Here is a 17653-nt window from a genome sequence, read left to right on the forward strand (position 1 = left end):
AGGAGGTACACACCATGGTTCCGATCCTGATCGTCCTGCTGCTGGCACTGATCCTGTTCGGTGCCGGATTCGCCGTGAAGATCCTCTGGTGGGTGGCGCTGATCGTCCTCGCCCTGTGGCTGCTGGGCTTCCTGGTGCGCGGCACCTCGGCCGGCGGCGGCAGGAGCCGCTGGTACCGCTGGTAGCGGCACGTCCCCACACCCCGACAGACGTCCCCCACGCCCCCACAGACATCGAGCCCGTGTCACCCCTAGGACCGGGGTGACACGGGCTCTTGGCGCGCGTCGGCCGTTCAGCGCACGACGGCCGTCTCCACCAGCAGCCGCGCGGCCGCGGCGATGGACTCCGCGTCGATCCCGGCCGCGTGCAGCTGCTCGGCCGGGCTCGCCGAGCCGGGCATGGTGCGCACGGCGAGCCGGACCAGGCGCGGCACCGGCCGGCCGTCGAGGAAGGCGTCCAGGACCGCGTCCCCGAGACCGCCCTCGGGGTGGTGGTCCTCGACGGTGAGCAGACAGCCGGTGTCCTCGGCGGAGTGGCGCAGAGTCTCGACGTCGACGGGCTTGACCGAGTACAGGTCGATCACCCGCACCTGGATGCCCTCGCGGTCGAGCATGCCGGCGGCGGCCAGCGCCTCCTGGACGGTGACCCCGGCGGCCACGACCGTCAGCCGGTCCCGGCTGGAGAACCGCAGCACCTTGCTGCCCCCGACCGGGAACTCCTCGTCCCAGCCGTAGACGACCGGGGCGTCGCCGCGCGAGGTCCGCAGATAGCGCACGCCCTCCAGACCGGCCATCGTGGCGACCAGCCGCGCGGTCTGGTTGGCGTCGCACGGGTAGAGCACGGTCGAGCCGTGCACCGCGCGCATCATCGCCAGGTCCTCAAGACCCATCTGCGAAGGCCCGTCCTGTCCGATGGACACCCCCGCGTGCGAGCCGACGAGGTTGATCCCCGCGCCGCTGACGGCGGCCATGCGGATGAAGTCGTGGGCGCGCGTGAGGAACGCCGCGAACGTGGAGGCGTACGGCACCCAGCCGCGCGCCGCCAACCCGACGGCCGCGCCGACGAGTTGCTGCTCGGCGATGTAGCACTCGAAGTACCGGTCGGGGTGCTCCTTGGCGAAGAACTCGGCGCGCGTGGAGTCCCCGACCTCCCCGTCGAGCGCCACGACGTCCCCGCGCGCGGAGCCGAGCGCGGCGAGGGCCTGGCCGAAGGCGTCGCGGGTGGGGACCTCGTCGCCCCGTTCGTAGCGCGGGAGACCCAGGTGGTCGGCGCGCGCGGAGTGCGGTGCGCCGGCGGCCGGGGGTGCCTGGACGTGGACGCGGAGGTCCCGTACGCCGCCGAGTTCGGCGATGGCCGCGGTCGCGTCGGGCAGGGGTTTGCCGTGCAGGCCCTCGCGGTCCTGCACGGAGGCGACGCCCTTGCCCTTGAGGGTGCGGGCGAGGATCACGGTGGGCTGCCGGTCGGTGGACGCGGCCTCGCCGTAGGCGCGGTCGATCGCGTCCACGTCGTGGCCGTCGATCTCGACCGTGTGCCAGCCGAAGGCCCGGAAGCGGCGGGCGTACGCGTCGAGGTCGTGCCCGTGCCGGGTGGGTCCGCGCTGGCCGAGCCGGTTGACGTCGACGATCAGGGTGAGGTTGTCGAGGTGTTCGTACGCCGCGTGCTCGGCGGCCTCCCACACCGAGCCCTCGGCCAGTTCGCTGTCCCCGCACAGCACCCACACCCGGTATCCGGTGCGTTCGAGCCGCAGGCCGGAGAGGGCGATGCCGACACCGACCGGCAGGCCCTGGCCGAGCGAGCCGGTGGCGGTCTCGACCCACGGGAGCCGCCGCGGGGTGGGATGCCCTTCGAGACGGCTGTCCAGCATGCGGAAGGTGAGCAGTTCCGCGTCGTCGACGGCTCCCGCGGCCTTGTAGGCGGAGTAGAGCAGGGGCGAGGCATGGCCTTTGGAGAGGACGAAGCGGTCGTTGCGGGGGTCGGCCGGGTGGTCGAAGTCGTAGTGGAGGTGGTGGGCGAGCAGGACGGCCATCAGGTCGGCGGCGGACAGAGAGGACGTGGGGTGTCCGGAGCCCGCCGAGTCGGCGGCCCGCACACTGTCCACGCGCAGTTGCTGTCCGAGTTCGACGAGTTCACCGGTGTCCATGGGGCTCCTTTGTGGGGGGTGGTGGCGCGAGGCATTCCGCGTCCCCCTGATCAAGCGGCCCAAACACGTGCCGAACGCTCACCGGGATCGTCCGAAAGGATCACCACCGCCCGCTCTCCCCAACTAGGCTCGTCCGTATGGAGATTCTGGGAGCCACGCTGCGTATCTGCGTCGACGACCTGGAGACCGCCGTCCCCTTCTACGAACGGCTCGCGGGTGGCACCGCGCTCCGCTTCGAGCGCGGTGGGGTGTCGGTGGCCGCGGTCGGCTGTTTCCTGCTGATGAGCGGTCCGCCCACGGAGCTGGAGGTGCTGCGCAAGGTCGCGGCCACCATCGCCGTCAAGGACGTCGACGAGACCCAGGCGGTCCTGACCGAACTGGGCGCCCACATCGTCGCGGGCCCCATCGCCTCACCGGCGGGCCGCAACCTCATCGCGATGCATCCGGACGGGATGGTCTACGAGTATGTGGACCGGCGGGGCTGACCGGCCGGTCCACGGTTCGTCTCAGGGCGTGTCCGGCCGCATCCTGAAGTCGTAGCGCGCCGGCAGTGGTTCGTCGGTGAGCCGGGACCACAGCCGGCCGATCGACTCGGCGCCCTCGCGCAGGTCGGCGACCTCGAAGCCCTCGTCGAAGACGGCCCAGGCGTCGTCGCGCCGCCCCTCCGCGAGCAGCAACTCCGCCTGGAGCAGCAGGAATCGGCCGCGTTCGCGGGTGACGGGGTGCAGCATCTCCCACACGGCGCGCGCGTCCGCCGTCCGGCGCACCCGCAGCAGCGCCTCGACGGCCTCCCGCCCGAGCGCGGCCGTCGCCGCGGTCCACCGCTCCCCCGCGTCCCGCCGTTCTTGGCACAGGTCGGCGAAGGCCTCGTTGTACCGGTCGGCGGCCCGCTCGTGGTTGCCCGCCTCCTGGTCGGCCACGGCGAGACAGCGCAGCAACGGCCAGAGGGACGGGGCGAGTTCGAGAGCCCGCTCCCAGCTCCGCACCGCCTGCGCGCGATCGCCCGCGTGCCACTGCGCGATGCCGAGGTGGTACTCGGTGAGCGGGGTCGCGGGCGCGGTCTCCAGCATGTCCCGCCAGTGCGGGGCGACCAGTGTCTCGCCGGGCGGCCGGACCCGGCGCGGCTCGGGCAGCACCCCGCTGCGCAGCAGTTCCACCCAGGGTGCCTGCTCCTCGCCGAGTGTGGCCTCGTCGAAGGGCGTGCCGGGCAACTTCCAGTCGGCGCGCAGGACTTCGAGGGCGCCCCAGCCGGAGCCGGTGGCGAGGAGCGCGCCGGGTTCGGTGTCGGCGTACGGCTTCCACGCGGTGTGGGCGGCGTCGACGTCGGCGCGCGGCAGCACGGCTTCGAGCCGTGCCTCGGCGCCCGCCACGACGGCGGACCACTCCCCCTCCGCCTCGGCGTCGAGCGGTCCGTACGCCTCCAGCCAGGACACCTCGCTCTCCGGTTCCAGCCGCACGTGCTCCAACTGGGTGCGGGCCAGGCCCGCTTGGATCTCGCAGTAGCCGCCGGTTCCCGGTTCGGTGAGCCACTCCTGCCAGCGCCGGCCGCCGCTGCCCGTGCCCCACACGAACAGCTTCCGCCCGCGCAGCACGTCGGTGGACGTCTGCACCAGCCCGTGCCCGTCCGCGTCGAGCGCGGCGATCCAGCGCCGCCGCCCGTCCGCGAGTTCGCAGAAGTAGTCGGCGGCGTAGGGGCTGTTGAGGGGGTACGTCCGGTCCACTCCGTCGTACGACGGGACGGGCACCCGGCGCTCGTACCCGAAGTGCCAGGCCTCCGACGCCGGTGCGAGGACCCGGCGTTCCTCCGGCACGGCGATGTTGGACCACCAGTAGGCGGGCGCGGGCCGTTCGTGCGGGTTGCGGACGCGGACGCCGACGTAGAGGAAGTCGGAGCCGTCCGGGAGCCAGAGGTCGACCTGGAAGGGGAGGTCGCGGAGGCGTTCCCACTCCCAGAGGCGGAGCATCTCGCCGCCGTCGGGGGCGGGGACGCGGGCCGCGTGCACGGGGGCGCAGGAGAGGGTGGTGTGGCCGGTGGCGCCGATGTTCCACTCGATGCCGCCGGAGAACCAGGCGCCGTTGAGGGCGAAGTTGGTGGGCTGCAACACCGGGTTGCGGTAGAGGAGTTCGCGGTTCGTGGGGGTGTGGACGAGGGAGGCGACACGGCCGCCGAGGGAGGGGAGCACGGTGGCGCGCAGCCGGTCGTTCTCGATCACGAGGGCGTCGACGCGGCGGGGTGCGCGGTCTCTGTCGTAGCCGTCCCTGACGCGGGTGGGCAGCAGGCTGCGGAGCGGTTCGTAGCCGACCTGGCGGGCCATGTCGCGGGGCAGTTCCTCGCGGTCCCGGTCGTCTATGCGGTGTGCCTCGTCGAGCGGACGCAGTGGGGGGAGCGGGTTGTCGGGGCCCAACTCGGCGGCGGGCAGCGTCAGTACCTCACGTCGGATCGTCGTCACGATCACCATGGAACCCGGCAACGGGTGCGGTGGCCAGGGGCATTGCCAGTCAGGATTCCGCAAAGACGGGGCGCCCGGAAATTCCCGGTGCGGTTCGTCCCGGTCGACGTAGAGTCGGCCGTTCGACGACATGGACCGAGGAGCGGAACGGCTGATGGGCGAGCAGCACACGTACCGGGTGATCGTCCGGGGCACCTGGGACGCGCTGACCGACGAGGCGCGGGAGCGGCTGCTCGGCGAGGCCTCCGAGCACGGGATGCCGAGCATGCGCTTCACCGAGGAGGGCTCGCTCAGTTACGAGCCGTCGCCGCTCAAGCACTTCTCGTGGCGGTATGTGGTGGTGTCGGACGCGGCGGACGGCGACGAGATGGCGGCGGCGCTCGCGGAGGACCGCGCGGAGACCGCGCTGAAGGGCCTCGGCTACGGCTTCCGCGACCTGAGGTCGACGGTCACGGATCTGGACACGATGAAGGTCAACCGGAAGTCCGCATCTCGGCGGTGATCGCCCAGCGCTCGTGGTCCCGCCACGCGCCGTCGATGTAGATCATGGCCGGCGAGAACCCTTCGAGGCGGAAGCCGCAGCTGCGAGCGAGGGCGATCGACGGAAGGTTGGTGGGCTGCACGTTGATCTCCAGGCGGTGCAGCCGCATCGGCCCGAAGGCGTGTCCCACCACGAGGTTCATGCCCTCGCGCATCAGCCCGCGCCCGGCCGCGTGCGCGAAGGCGCCGTAGCCCAGGGCGCCGCACTGGAAGCCGCCCTCGACGATGTTGTTGATGTTGATGAACCCGGCGATGCCGCCGCCGTCCACCTCGCACACGAGGAACCCGGCCTTGGTGGGGTCCTGGATCAGCCGCCGCGCGTAGGCGGTGTACGCGTCCTCGCCGACCGGCGGGAACAGCCAGGGCTGGTGCAGGTCCTTGCTCTGCCTGGCCCGCTCGGTGAACTCGGCTCCGTCGTCGTACGTGAAGTGACGGATGCCCACGCGGGGGCCCTCGGCGAGGTAGCGGGATGCGGTGTGCGGCATCCCGTCACCTTAGTTCCGGCCTAACGGCGGCGTCGCATGAAATACCACCCGCACAGGGCGCCGATGACCGCCGTGCCCAGCAGGGCCATCCACAGCGGCATGGTGACCTCGGGGATCAGCAGCCGGATCTTGGTGGCGCGGGTGTTCTCGAAGATGAAGATCAGGGCCAGGACGGCGAGCAGCAGAACCGTGATCCGGGCGGGTGTCAGCACCCGTTCCGGCCGGCCGGTCCTGCCGCCGCTCTCGGTGGTCTTCGGGCTCATGCCTCCAGGGTGAGCCCGAATCCACCATCACGCACGGTGAAGGGGTGCCCCCCGGGTGGCCGGGGCGGTCGACCGGTGCGGCCCGGCCGGCTCAGTCTCCGACCACGGGCAGCTCCAGCACCCCGGTGTCGCCGGGCGAGCTGACGACGGTGACCGGCTTGATGCCCCGGTTCCCGGTGTACGCGTCGTCGCTCGCCGCGATCACGAACCGCAGCCGGTGCCCCTTCTCGTACCGGTGCACGATCCCCGGCAGCGTCACCGCGAAGCTCTTCGTGACGTCCGGCACGCGGACCGGGGCGATCAACCGGTGGACCAGGGTGGTGGTCCCGCCGGGGGCGACGTCGTAGAGCTTGGCGAAGAGGACGAGGTTGTCGGCGGCGTCGCCGGAGTTCTGACGCCGCCGTGCCGTCGGGGAGTCGACCCTGAGCGTCGCCTTGGGGGCGCCGACGACGTCCGTGGTGCGGGTCAGGGGTGCGCTGGTCCAGCCGAGGCCGGTGCCCGGCGTGTCGTACGGTCCCGGGTCCGGCAGGCCGATCGTGCCGCTCAGCGAGTTCTCCGAATGGCTTGTGGGGACGAGCCGGTTGGCGTAGGTACGGCTGCCGCGCGCCACTTTCGCGCGGTCGTCGACGAGCTTGCCGTCGCCGGAGAGGTAGAACTTCTGGTCGGGTGCGGGGAGTTGGCCGGCGGTGGCGTAGGTGTCGGCGGGGTTCGTGATCCAGTCGCGGTAGTAGGCGAAGGCCGGTCCTGTGTCGGTGTCCGTCCGCTTGAGCAGATAGCGGTCGAACCAGGCCAGGATGCGCCGGCCGACGTAGCTCGACTCCACGTCACCCTTGGCCAGGTCGAGTTCACCGGCGGCCGGGTCGGTCATCCCGCCGCTGTGTCCCCAGGACTGCCAGATCATCTTGGCGGTCGTGCCCTGCGCGGTCAGCGCCTTGTACGTCGCGGTCGCCTCGTTGAGGTTGAACAGAGTGTCGGCCTGTCCCTGGACGAGGAGGGTCGGCGCCTTGACCTGCTTCAGATACGTCACCGGTGAGACGCCGCGCGCGTACGCGAGCAGGTCCGCCGTCGCCCCGGCGGGATAGCTCCCGGAGTTCAGGGTGCGGATTATGGCGCAGGCCCTGCTGACGAAGTGCACGCAGGACAGGGAGTTGATCCGGGTCGGGTCGAGGCCCGGCACGGTCAGCGGCTGGGTCTCGCCGATCAGGTAGAAGGCGTTGGTCCACTGCCGTTTGAAGGCGCCGGGCATCTCTCGACTCCCTTGCCCCACCGCGTTGTTGGGGTCGAGGGAGTACGCCAGGTCGTGCCAGGTGATCATGGGGACGAGCGCGTCCACCCGGTGGTCCACGGCCGCCGTCGCGAGCTGGATCGCGCCGCCGTACGAGCCGCCGATCATCCCGACGCGCGGGTCGCCCTGCGCGTCGGGCGTCACGAAGTCGGCCCTGGTGCCGTCGGCGGCGGCCCGGGTCCCCGCCAGGAAGTCGATCAGCCCGGACGCGGCCCGGCCGTCGATGCCCGGGTCGTCGAGCGAGACGAGACACCCGGACTTCCCGAAGCCGAGCCCGGAGTAGACGAGCACGACATAGCCGCGCCGCGCGAAGGCCCTGCCGATGGAGTCGGTGGAACCGTCCGACTTGCTGCCGCCGAAGCCGTTGGTGGCCAGGACGGCGGGCGCCGGGTGGGCGTGGTCGACGCCCGCGGGCCGGTACAGATCGGCGTCGACCGTGCAGTCACGGCCGCCCGCGGGGACGGTGAACTTCAGTGCGGTGACGGTGTACTGGCCGGCGGGCGACGCGGGGGTACCGAGAGCGAGGGGGGCGGTGAGGGCGAGCGGGGCGGTGAGAGTGAGAGCCAGCGCGGCGCGGATTCCGGGCGCACGACGGGACACAGGGACCTCCACACTGAGGACAACCCCACTGAGGGAACGGCGACTTACCGACTGGTAAGTACCGGCCCACGCCCATGGTGTGACACGTGTCAGACCAGGTCAATCACCGTGAAGGGTGTTTCCTGACAGGAATTCAACAAGCGGGCGGCTGGCGCAGAGCGGGCTCGTCCAGCGTCAACGTGCCCGCGTCCGCGTCGAGTTCGGCGCTCACACCGAGGGGTATCGTCAGCGCCCCGTCGCAGTGGCCGAACCCGAACTCCTCCACCACGGGGACGCCGAGTCCACCGAGCCGGTCGACGAGCACCGGGCGCAGGTGCTCGTACGGTCCGCAGCGGTCCCACGATCCGAGGACGATGCCCGCGACGCCGTCCAGCCAGCCGCTGCGCAGGAGTTGGGTCAGCATCCGGTCGACGCGGAACGCCTGTTCGCCGACGTCCTCGATCATCAGCAGCCCGCCCCGCGCACCGGCCGCCGCGTGCGGGGTGCCGAGGTCGGAGGCGAGCAGGGCCAGGCACCCGCCGAGCGTGACACCCCGGGCCCGCCCCGGCACCAGCGCGCCGCCGCCTGTGGGGACGGCCCGGATGGTCCGCACGGACTCGGGGTCGAAGAGGGTCGCCCTCAAGTGCTCCTGCGCGCGGGCGTTCTTGACGAAGTCGGCGCCCGAGGCGACGGGCCCGTACAGCGTGACCAGTCCCAGCCGGGTGGCGAACGCCTGCTGGAGCACGGTGGGGTCGCTGAAGCCGACGAACACCTTCGGCCCGGCGGCCCGCATCGCCTCCCAGTCGAGCAGGTCGACCATGCGCTGCACGCCGTAGCCGCCGCGGGCGCACATCACGGCGGACACGGTCGGGTCGCACCAGGCGTTCTGGAGATCGGCGGCGCGGTCGGCGTCCGTGCCCGCGAGGTAGCCCAACTCACCGTGCCGGTCGAGCACATGGGGTGCCACGACGGGGTCGAGGTCCCAGCCGCGCAGGATGTCGAGTCCTGCCTGAAGCCGGTCCTCGGACACCGGTCCGCTGGGTGCGACGACGGCCACGCGGGCGCCGGGGGCGAGTCGGAACGGGCGGACGAGCGGGGTCACTTGGTGAGCTCCAGGGTGGGGACGCCGGGCGGGTCGATGCCGAAGGCCTGGGCGTAGAGGGAGAGTTCGGCCTCCAGGGCGCGGATCATGGTGTCGGCGCGGCGGAAGCCGTGGCCCTCGCCCTCGAACGCGAGGTAGGCGTGCGGGACCTGGCGTCCGCGCATCCGCTCCAGGAACCGTTCGCACTGGACGGGCGGACAGATCACGTCGGCCAGCCCCTGCATCAGCAGGAACGGCGCGGTGACGCGGTCGGCGTGTTCCACGGGTGAGCGCTCGGCATAGCGGGCGGGCACCTCGGCGAGGGGGCCGACCAGGCTCTCCAGGTACCGGGACTCGAAGTCGTGGGTCTCCCCCGTGGCCCAGTTGGCCAGGTCCAGAACGGGATAGATGATCGTGCCGCAGGCGTAGACATCGGTGGTGACGAGGGACGCGGCGCTGGTCCAGCCGCCCGCGCTGCCGCCGCGGATCGCCAGCCGGGCGCGGTCGGCGGTGCCTTCGTCGGCCAGGGCCTGCGCGACGGCCGCGCAGTCCTCGACGTCGACGACGCCCCACTGCTCGCGCAGCCGGTTGCGGTACTCGCGGCCGTACCCGGTCGAGCCGCCGTAGTTGACCTCGGCGACACCGATGCCGCGGGAGGTGAAGTAGGCGATCTCCAGGTCGAGGACGAGCGGGGACCGGCTGGTGGGTCCGCCGTGCGCCCAGATGACGTACGGCGGCAGTTCGTCGCCGGGTGCGGCCCAACTCGGGTTGTGGGGCGGGTAGATGTGGGCGTGGATGTCCCGTCCGGCGGGGCCGGTGAAGGTGCGGATCTGCGGTTCGGGGTAGTGCGCGGGGTCCACCGGGTCGTCGTGGGCGGCGCCGGTCACCCGTGCCCTGCCGGTGCGGGTGTCGAGTTCGACGACCTCGAAGGCACTGCGCGGGCTGGCCCCGACGCCGACGATCCGCTCGCCGTTCACCGCGAGGGTGGACGCGAACTCGGTCCAGGGTCCGGCCGCGTCGACGACCTCGCCGGTCTCGGGGTCCAGGACGCCGAGCGCGGTGGCGCCCCGGCCGTGCACGACGGCGATCAGCCCGCCCTCCAGGGGCGCGAACCAGCGCTGGCCGAGCTTCCACAGCGGCCCGGCGAACTCCTCCTCGCGGGCGCAGAGCGGCTGGTGGTCCCGGTAGAGGTTCCACCAGCCGGTGCGGTCACTGGCGTAGAGCAGCGAGCCGTCGAAGGCCCAGTCGACCTGGGCGATCGACTCGTCGGGCCCGCCGGCGACGGTCCGGGGCGTCCCGAACGTGCCGTCGTCCGCGACCTCGGCGAGCAGCAGCTCGGTGCCGTCCCACGGCATCCGGGGATGCTCCCAGGCGAGCCAGGCTGCCTGCCGACCATCGGGCGAGACACGCGGCCCGGACACGAACCGGTGCCGGTCGTCGGTGAGTTCACGCACGGCCCGCCGGTCCTCGGCGGCGGAGCCGTCCAGCGGTACGGCGGCCAGGACGCGCCGCACATCGCCGGGGGCCTCGCCGGTGAACTCCTCCAGCACGCACCACACTTCACCCAGGTCTTGGCGCACCTGCGGTTCCGCCCAGCGGAGTCCGCCGCCCACGAGGGAGACGGGGGTGAGCGGGCGCGGCTCGCTCCCGGGGGCGTGGCGGTACAGGCGCTGGTCGGCGAAGTTCACGAAGACCACGAGGGGTTGACCGTCCTGGACGGTGCCGGCCCAGGGCTGTCCGCCGTACTCGATGACGCGGCTTCGGACGTTCCACGGCGCGGGCAGCACCGACTCCTCGGAGCCGTCCGCGCGGCGGCGCACCAGGGTGCGGCGGCCACCCTCGGTGGGCCGTGGTTCGGTCCACCATGCCTCGTCGCCGACGAAGCCGACGTACTCGGGGTGTCCGTCGTGCGCGGCGGCGAGGGCCGCGTCGATGGGCGACGGCCACGAACCGTAGGCCAAGGTCTGCACGTTCTCCCCCACTGGCTAGGCCGTCCTCAGGAAGCGGTCCAGGACACGGACGCCGAAGTGGAGTGCCTCGACGGGGACACGTTCGTCGACTCCGTGGAACAGTGCCTGGTAGTCGAAGCCCTCGGGGAGCTTCAGCGGTGCGAATCCGTAGCCGGTGATGCCGAGCCGTGAGAACTGCTTGGCGTCCGTGCCGCCGGACATGCAGTACGGCACCACATGGCCCTCGGGGGCGAACTCCTCGACGGCGGCGCGCATATGGGCGTAGGTCGGGGAGTCGAGCGGTGCCTGGAGGGCCACTTCGCGGTGGTGGAACTCCCAGTCGACGTCCGGTCCGGTGAGCCGGTCCAGGGTGGTGCGGAACTCGTCCTCGCCGCCCGGGAGATAGCGTCCGTCGACGAAGGCCGTGGCCTCGCCCGGGATCACGTTGACCTTGTAACCGGCGTTCAGCATGGTCGGGTTGGCGCTGTTGCGGACGGTGGGCTCGACGAGTTTCGCTGCCGGGCCGAGCTTGGCGAGGAGTCCGTCGACGTCGTCGAGGCCGGCGTCGATGCCGTACAGGGCGGCGAGTTCGGTGAGGGCCGCGCGGACGGTCGGGGTGAGCCGGAGCGGCCACTCGTGTTCGCCGATGCGGGTGATGGCGGCGGCGAGGCGCGTGACGGCGTTCTCGTGGTTGACCTTGGAGCCGTGGCCCGCGCGGCCGTGGGCGGTCAACTTCAGCCAGCCGGTGCCGCGTTCACCGGCGGCGATGGGGTAGATCTGCCGGCCGGAGCCGTCGTGGAAGGTGAACGCGCCCGATTCGCTGATGCCTTCGGTGCAGCCCTCGAAGAGCCCGGCGTGCCGGTCGGCGAGGAATCCGGAGCCGTCCTCGGCGCTGGCCTCCTCGTCGGCGGTGAACGCGATCACGAGGTCGCGTCGCGGCCGTACGCCCAGGCGGGCCCAGGCGCGGACGACGGCGAGGATCATCGCGTCCATGTTCTTCATGTCGACCGCGCCGCGCCCCCAGACGACGCCGTCGCGGACCTCCCCGGAGAAGGGGTGCACGCTCCACTCGTCGGCCTGCGCCGGCACGACGTCCAGGTGACCGTGCACGAGCAGTGCGTCCGCCGAGGGGTCGGTGCCCTCGATGCGGGCGACGACGTTGGTGCGGCCCCTGGACCGTTCCAGGAGGGTGGGTTCGAGCCCGGCACCGGCCAGTTGCCCGGCGGCGTACTCGGCCGCGGGTCTCTCCTGGCAGTCGCCGCCGCCCCGGTTGGTCGTGTCGATGCGGATCAGGTCCGAGGTGAACGTCACGACCTCGGCCAGGGCCCGCTCGTCGATGTCAGCCATACTGCTCCTCCACCGCGGCCGAGACGATCGTGGTGACCGCCTTGAAGGTCCGGATGCCGTCGTACATGGTGTCGTGGGTGTACGCCACCTTCCGCTCCCCGGTCCGCGCGACGCCGGGGACCACCGTGGCGGCCATCGCCAGGTGTTCGGCGTCGAACTCCAGGGCGACGGTGAACGGGCCGCCCCGCACCGGTTCCTGACGGATCGCCAGTTTCGCCGCCTCCTTCGCCGCCCCGCGGATGTCGGCGGCCGTCCTGGCCGGGGTCCGGCACACGGCCGCGTACCGCGACACATGGTCCTTGACGGCCACCTTCAGCGCCCCGGGCGCGTACCCGAGGGCGTCCTCGCAGGCCACGTCGTCACCCGTGACAAGGACCACCGGTACCCCGTACTCGGCGACGACATGCGCGTTGAGGAGGCCCTCGCTGGCACGGACGTCGTTGAGCCACACGCCGGTGATGGAGTTGGCGAGGTAGGTGTGGGCGAGGACGCCCTCCATGCCGGCGCCCGCGTGGTAGCCGACGAACGCGATGCCGTCGACGTCGCCGTGCTGCACGCCCTCCACCATCGAGAGGGACTTGTGGCGTCCGGTGAGCATCTCGGTGCGCTCGTCGAGCTGTTCGAGCAGGAGGTTGCGCATCGTCCAGTGGGCCTCGTTGACGAGCACCTCGTCGGCGCCGCCGTCGTAGAAGCCGAGGACGGCCGCGTTCACGTCCGAGGTGAACATCGCACGGCACCGCTCCCACTGCGGTGTTCCCGGCAACACGTCGGCCGGCCAGGTGACGCCGGTCGCACCCTCCATGTCGGCGCTGATGAGGATCTTCATGGGGCATCACGTTACGCGTCGGCGCAAAATCCGCCAGGAAGAAGCGGTGCGGAATGGAACAACGTAGAATCACGCAAGAAATTGCGTGACTTGCGTTCGCTTTCGTTCAGCAGCCGCAAGTACGCGCAAGCCAACCCTGGCACCACTCAAGGGTGATGAGCGCTTCTGGTGAATATTGCGCTGTTCCAGCTGTAGACCCTCTCCCATCGCTCTGCAATATTTCGATGAAACAACGCAAAAAACTGCCTCTCAGGGGCAGCACGCACCACGTCACCTCGCACCTTTCTGCTCCTGCACCACTCCCCCAGGAACGAGCCGCCCTCGCCGCCCTACCGGCGCGCGAGCCTCCGCAGGAAGTGACCCCGTATGAACCGACCGGCACGACACAAGCAGAGATCCCCCGGACGGAGCGCGGTGATCGCCGCGCTCGCCTCCGCCGTGATGGTGCTGGGGCTGCCCGCCGTGAGCGCCCACGCGGCCGGCGGCCCCGACGTCGCCGCGGACGCCAGGACCACCGCGGGCAGCACCCGCGGCACGCACAAGGCCACCAACATCACCGACGGCGACACCGACACCTACTGGCAGGCCGGGAAGAAGTCGGCCCAGTGGGTGCAGACCGACCTCGGCAGGAGCAGGCGCGTCCGGCAGGTCGTGCTGCGGCTGCCCGAGGGCTGGGGGACCCGCAAGCAGACGCTGGCGCTCCAGGGCAGCGACGACGGCAAGAGCTTCGCCACGCTCAAGTCCTCGGCGCAGTACGTCTTCGGCCCCGGCGACGGCAACACCGTGAAGATCTCGGTGCCGCCGACCCTCGCCCGGTACGTACGGGCCGACTTCAGCGCCAACTCGGTCGCCGGAACAGCCCAGTTGGGCGAGATGCAGGTCCTCACCACCACCGCCTCCACCCCCAACCTCGCCCAGGGCAGGCCCTTCAGCGAGAGCGGGCACGCCGATGTGTACGGCGCGGCCAACGCCGGTGACGGCAACCGCGACACCTACTGGGAGAGCACCAACAACGCCTTCCCGCAGTGGCTCCAGGTCGATCTGGGCTCGTCGGTCAAGGTCAACCAGGTGACGCTGCGGCTGCCCGGCAACTGGCCGAGCCGCAGCGAGACCCTCAAGATCCAGGGCTCGACCGACAACCAGAACTTCGGCGACCTGACGGCGTCGAAGGCGTACACCTTCGACAGCTCCACCGGCCAGTCGACGACGATCTCCTTCGACGCGACGACCACGCGCTACGTACGCGTGCTGATCACGGCGAACACCGGCTGGCCCGCGGGGCAGTTGTCCGAGCTGGAGGTCTACGGACCGGCCACCGGTGACACCCAGGCACCCACCGCGCCGACGAACCTGAGCTACACCGAACCGGCCACCGGGCAGATCAAACTGACCTGGAGCGCGGCCACCGACGACACGGCCGTGACGGGCTACGACGTCTACGCCAACGGGCAGTTGAGGTCGAGCGTCGCCGGGAACGTGCTGACCTACACGGACACCCAGCCGGCCGGCAGCGACATCACGTACTTCGTGCGGGCCAAGGACGCGGCGGGAAACGTCTCCGCCAACAGCAACAGCGTGACCCGCAAGGGGGCGAGCGGCGACACCCAGGCCCCGACGGCGCCCGGCAATCTCGCCTACACGCAGTCCGGCAGCGACGTGAAGCTGACCTGGCAGGCGTCGAGCGACAACGTCAAGGTCACCGGGTACGACGTCTACGCCAACGACCAGGTCGTCAAATCCCTTGCCGGTGACGTCACTTCGTACACGGACACCCCGTCGGCGACGGCGACGGTCACCTACTACGTGAAGGCGAAGGACGCCGCGGGGAACGTGTCGGTGGCGAGCAACAGCGTCACCCGGGCCGGTTCCGGCGGTGGTTCCGACCTCGCCCGTGGCAAGCCGATCGATGCCTCCTCGTACACCTTCACCTATGTCGCGGCGAACGCCAACGACGGTCAGGTGAGCACGTACTGGGAGAGCGGGGGCGGCGCGTACCCGGCCACGCTCACCACCAGGCTGGGTGCGAACGCCGACCTCGGTCAGGTCGTCGTGAAGCTGAACCCGGATGCCGCGTGGTCGACGCGCACGCAGAACATCCAGGTGCTGGGCCGTGACCAGGACGCGACCGCGTTCACGAGTCTGGCGGCCGCGAAGGACTACACGTTCAATCCGTCGACCGGCAACACGGTGACCATCCCAGTCTCCGGCGCTGCCGCCGACGTCCAGCTCAAGTTCGCCTCCAACACCGGTGCCCCGGGCGCGCAGGTCGCCGAGTTCCAGGTGATCGGCACCCCGGCCGCCAACCCGGATCTGAAGGTCACCGGCATCACCCACACGCCCGCGGCCCCGGTCGAGTCGGACGCCATCAGCCTGACGGCGACCGTCACCAACAGCGGCAGCAAGGCGTCCAAGGCCACCGACCTGAACTTCACACTGGGCGGCACCAAGGCCGCCACGGCGGACGTCCCGGCCCTGGCGGCGGGCGCGTCGGCGACGGTCACGGCGAGCATCGGCGCACGGGACGCGGGCAGTTACCCGCTCGGCGCCGAGGTGGACCCGTCGAACAAGGTGATCGAGCAGAACGAGGGCAACAACGTCTACACCGCCCCCGACGCGCTCGTGGTCAAGCCGGTCTCCAGCTCCGACCTGGTCGCCGCACCGGTCGCCTGGACCCCGTCCAGCCCCTCGGCGGGCGACAACGTCACGTTCACCGTGGCGATCAAGAACCAGGGCACGGTCGCCTCGGCCTCCGGCGTCCACGGCGTCACGCTCACCGTCCTGGACGGCAACGGCAACACCGTCAAGACCCTCACCGGCTCCTACAACGGCACCATCGCGGCCGGCCAGACGACCGCGCCGGTGAGCCTCGGCACCTGGACGGCCGTCAACGGCAAGTTCAGCGTCAAGACGGTCATCGCCGACGACACCAACGAACTCCCGGTCAAGCGGACCAACAACACCACCGCGCAGCCCCTGTTCGTCGGCCGCGGCGCCGACATGCCGTACGACATGTACGAGGCCGAGGACGGCACGGTGGGCGGCGGCGCCCAGGTCGTCGGCCCGAACCGCACCGTCGGCGACATCGCCGGGGAGGCGAGCGGCCGCAGGGCGGTGACCCTCAACTCGACCGGCCAGTACGTCGAGTGGACCACCCGCGCGGCGACGAACACCCTCGTCACCCGCTTCTCCATCCCCGACGGCACCGACTCGACCCTCGACGTCTACGTCGACGGCCAGTTCCTCAAGGCCATCGACCTGACCTCCAAGTACGCCTGGCTGTACGGCAGCGAGACCGCCCCCGGCAACTCCCCGAGCGCCGGAGCCCAGCGCCACATCTACGACGAGGCGAACCTCCTGCTGGGCCGGACGGTTCCGGCGGGTTCCAAGATCCGGTTGCAGAAGGACGCGGCCAACTCCTCCACGTACGCGATCGACTTCATCAACACCGAGCAGGCGACGGCGACTCCGAACCCGGACCCGGCCGCCTACGCGGTCCCGGCCGGCTTCTCCCAGCAGGACGTGCAGAACGCGCTCGACGCGGTCCGCATGGACACCACGGGCAAGCTCGTCGGCGTCTACCTGCCCGCCGGCGACTACGAGACCTCCAGCAAGCTCCAGGTCTACGGCAAGGCGGTCAAGGTCGTCGGGGCCGGGCCGTGGTTCACCCGCTTCCACGCCCCCGCCTCGCAGGAGAACACCGACATCGGCATCCGGGCCGAAGCCACCGCCAACGGCTCCTCCTTCACCGGCTTCGCCTACTTCGGCAACTACACGTCCCGTATCGACGGCCCCGGCAAGGTCTTCGACTTCTCCAACGTCTCCAACATCACCATCGACAACATCTGGGTCGAGCACATGGTGTGCATGTACTGGGGCGCCAACACCGACAGCGTGACCATCAAGAACTCCCGCATCCGTGACACGTTCGCCGACGGCATCAACATGACGAACGGCTCCACGGACAACCACGTCGTCAACAACGACGCCCGTGCCACGGGCGACGACAGCTTCGCGCTCTTCTCGGCGATCGACGCGGGCGGCGCCGACGAGAAGAACAACCTCTACGAGAACCTGACATCGACACTCACCTGGCGTGCGGCCGGCATCGCGGTCTACGGCGGCTACGCCAACACCTTCCGCAACATCCGGGTCGCCGACACCCTGGTCTACTCCGGCATCACGATCTCCTCGCTGGACTTCGGCTACCCGATGAACGGCTTCGGGACCGATCCGACGACGATCGAGAACGTCTCCCTGGACAGGACGGGCGGCCACTTCTGGGGCTCCCAGGTCTTCCCCGCCATCTGGGCGTTCTCGGCCTCGAAGGTCTTCCAGGGCATCCGGGTCAACGACGTCGACATCGACAACTCCACGTACGGCGGAGTGATGTTCCAGACCAACTACGTCGGCGGCCAACCGCAGTTCCCGGTGAAGGACACGATCTTCACCGACATCTCCATCACCAACTCCAAGAAGAGCGGAGACGCGTTCGACGCCAAGTCCGGCTGGGGCATCTGGGCCAACGAACTGCCCGAACCCGGTCAGGGACCCGCCGTGGGTTCCGCCACCTTCGTCAACCTGCGGATGAGCGGCAACGCGCAGGACATCCGCAACACCACGTCCACCTTCACGATCAACGTGCAGTAGCGCCGGCCGTCACCCCATGAAGCGGGGCCGCCCCACCTGACAGGGGCGGCCCCGTTTCGCC

At 70.8% G+C, this 17653-nt stretch carries 13 protein-coding genes; 4 read left to right on the top strand and 9 right to left on the bottom strand.

Annotated elements, in window-relative coordinates:
• The first annotated feature begins 14 nt into the window (after positions 1-14).
• Positions 15-185, top strand: coding sequence for a hydrophobic protein (locus tag ACIRB1_RS04310; RefSeq protein WP_403464507.1), 171 nt, complete (start codon positions 15-17; stop codon positions 183-185).
• Positions 186-292: 107 nt separating this feature from the next.
• Here ACIRB1_RS04310 and ACIRB1_RS04315 read toward each other — a convergent pair whose 3' ends face one another.
• Entirely contained in the window at positions 293-2140 is a 1848-nt protein-coding gene (locus ACIRB1_RS04315; protein WP_403464508.1) for a transketolase, read from the bottom strand.
• A gap of 137 nt (positions 2141-2277) precedes the next feature.
• Between ACIRB1_RS04315 and ACIRB1_RS04320 the strand changes: the two genes are divergently transcribed.
• Entirely contained in the window at positions 2278-2625 is a 348-nt protein-coding gene (locus ACIRB1_RS04320; RefSeq protein ID WP_328827594.1) for a VOC family protein, read from the top strand.
• Between the two features lie 21 nt (positions 2626-2646).
• Here the strand turns inward: ACIRB1_RS04320 and ACIRB1_RS04325 are convergent, their stop codons facing one another.
• Entirely contained in the window at positions 2647-4599 is a 1953-nt protein-coding gene (locus ACIRB1_RS04325) for a DUF5107 domain-containing protein (protein WP_403464509.1), read from the bottom strand.
• A 145-nt stretch (positions 4600-4744) separates the two neighbouring features.
• Between ACIRB1_RS04325 and ACIRB1_RS04330 the strand changes: the two genes are divergently transcribed.
• Positions 4745-5092 carry a DUF6204 family protein gene (locus ACIRB1_RS04330; protein ID WP_352177552.1) on the top strand — a complete coding sequence of 116 codons (348 nt, stop codon included), beginning with the start codon at positions 4745-4747 and terminating at the stop codon, positions 5090-5092.
• Here the strand turns inward: ACIRB1_RS04330 and ACIRB1_RS04335 are convergent.
• The 7 genes from ACIRB1_RS04335 to ACIRB1_RS04365 all read right to left on the bottom strand — a co-directional run bounded on the left by ACIRB1_RS04335 (position 5064) and on the right by ACIRB1_RS04365 (position 12945).
• Positions 5064-5615 (bottom strand): GNAT family protein, encoded by a 552-nt coding sequence (locus ACIRB1_RS04335; RefSeq protein WP_352177553.1) that lies wholly within the window; start codon positions 5613-5615, stop codon positions 5064-5066. The two genes, ACIRB1_RS04330 and ACIRB1_RS04335, sit on opposite strands and share 29 nt — an antisense overlap.
• Before the next feature lie 20 nt (positions 5616-5635).
• Positions 5636-5878 carry a LapA family protein gene (locus ACIRB1_RS04340; protein WP_352177554.1) on the bottom strand — a complete coding sequence of 81 codons (243 nt, stop codon included), beginning with the start codon at positions 5876-5878 and terminating at the stop codon, positions 5636-5638.
• Positions 5879-5969: 91 nt separating this feature from the next.
• Positions 5970-7763: a CocE/NonD family hydrolase gene (locus ACIRB1_RS04345; RefSeq protein WP_403464510.1), complete on the bottom strand. Its 1794-nt coding sequence runs from the start codon at positions 7761-7763 to the stop codon at positions 5970-5972.
• 133 nt (positions 7764-7896) lie between these two features.
• On the bottom strand, positions 7897-8844 hold the full coding sequence (locus ACIRB1_RS04350) for an LD-carboxypeptidase (protein WP_403464511.1): 948 nt from the start codon (positions 8842-8844) through the stop codon (positions 7897-7899).
• Positions 8841-10793, bottom strand: a complete 1953-nt coding sequence (locus ACIRB1_RS04355; RefSeq protein WP_403464899.1) for a prolyl oligopeptidase family serine peptidase — start codon at positions 10791-10793, stop codon at positions 8841-8843. The genes ACIRB1_RS04350 and ACIRB1_RS04355 overlap by 4 nt, the downstream gene beginning before the upstream one ends.
• 15 nt (positions 10794-10808) lie before the next feature.
• Positions 10809-12119: a M20/M25/M40 family metallo-hydrolase gene (locus ACIRB1_RS04360; protein ID WP_403464512.1), complete on the bottom strand. Its 1311-nt coding sequence runs from the start codon at positions 12117-12119 to the stop codon at positions 10809-10811.
• Complete coding sequence (locus tag ACIRB1_RS04365; protein ID WP_352177559.1) at positions 12112-12945, bottom strand: M55 family metallopeptidase; 834 nt, start codon at positions 12943-12945, stop codon at positions 12112-12114. Before ACIRB1_RS04365 ends, ACIRB1_RS04360 begins: the two co-directional genes overlap by 8 nt.
• A gap of 366 nt (positions 12946-13311) precedes the next feature.
• Between ACIRB1_RS04365 and ACIRB1_RS04370 the strand changes: the two genes are divergently transcribed.
• Positions 13312-17592, top strand: coding sequence for a discoidin domain-containing protein (locus ACIRB1_RS04370; RefSeq protein ID WP_403464513.1), 4281 nt, complete (start codon positions 13312-13314; stop codon positions 17590-17592).
• Positions 17593-17653 lie beyond the last annotated feature (61 nt).

The sequence above is a fragment of the Streptomyces sp. NPDC096013 genome (assembly GCF_044763565.1).
In the GTDB taxonomy this organism is placed as follows: domain Bacteria; phylum Actinomycetota; class Actinomycetes; order Streptomycetales; family Streptomycetaceae; genus Streptomyces.

Excerpts from the sequence above, each read along its gene's own strand:
- ACIRB1_RS04310 (WP_403464507.1), top strand. The coding sequence starts at position 15 with ATGGTTCCGATCCTGATCGTCCTGCTGCTGGCACTGATCCTGTTCGGT.
- ACIRB1_RS04315 (WP_403464508.1), bottom strand. The coding sequence starts at position 2,140 with ATGGACACCGGTGAACTCGTCGAACTCGGACAGCAACTGCGCGTGGAC.
- ACIRB1_RS04320 (WP_328827594.1), top strand. The coding sequence starts at position 2,278 with ATGGAGATTCTGGGAGCCACGCTGCGTATCTGCGTCGACGACCTGGAG.
- ACIRB1_RS04325 (WP_403464509.1), bottom strand. The coding sequence starts at position 4,599 with ATGGTGATCGTGACGACGATCCGACGTGAGGTACTGACGCTGCCCGCC.
- ACIRB1_RS04330 (WP_352177552.1), top strand. The coding sequence starts at position 4,745 with ATGGGCGAGCAGCACACGTACCGGGTGATCGTCCGGGGCACCTGGGAC.
- ACIRB1_RS04335 (WP_352177553.1), bottom strand. The coding sequence starts at position 5,615 with ATGCCGCACACCGCATCCCGCTACCTCGCCGAGGGCCCCCGCGTGGGC.
- ACIRB1_RS04340 (WP_352177554.1), bottom strand. The coding sequence starts at position 5,878 with ATGAGCCCGAAGACCACCGAGAGCGGCGGCAGGACCGGCCGGCCGGAA.
- ACIRB1_RS04360 (WP_403464512.1), bottom strand. The coding sequence starts at position 12,119 with ATGGCTGACATCGACGAGCGGGCCCTGGCCGAGGTCGTGACGTTCACC.
- ACIRB1_RS04365 (WP_352177559.1), bottom strand. The coding sequence starts at position 12,945 with ATGAAGATCCTCATCAGCGCCGACATGGAGGGTGCGACCGGCGTCACC.
- ACIRB1_RS04370 (WP_403464513.1), top strand. The coding sequence starts at position 13,312 with ATGAACCGACCGGCACGACACAAGCAGAGATCCCCCGGACGGAGCGCG.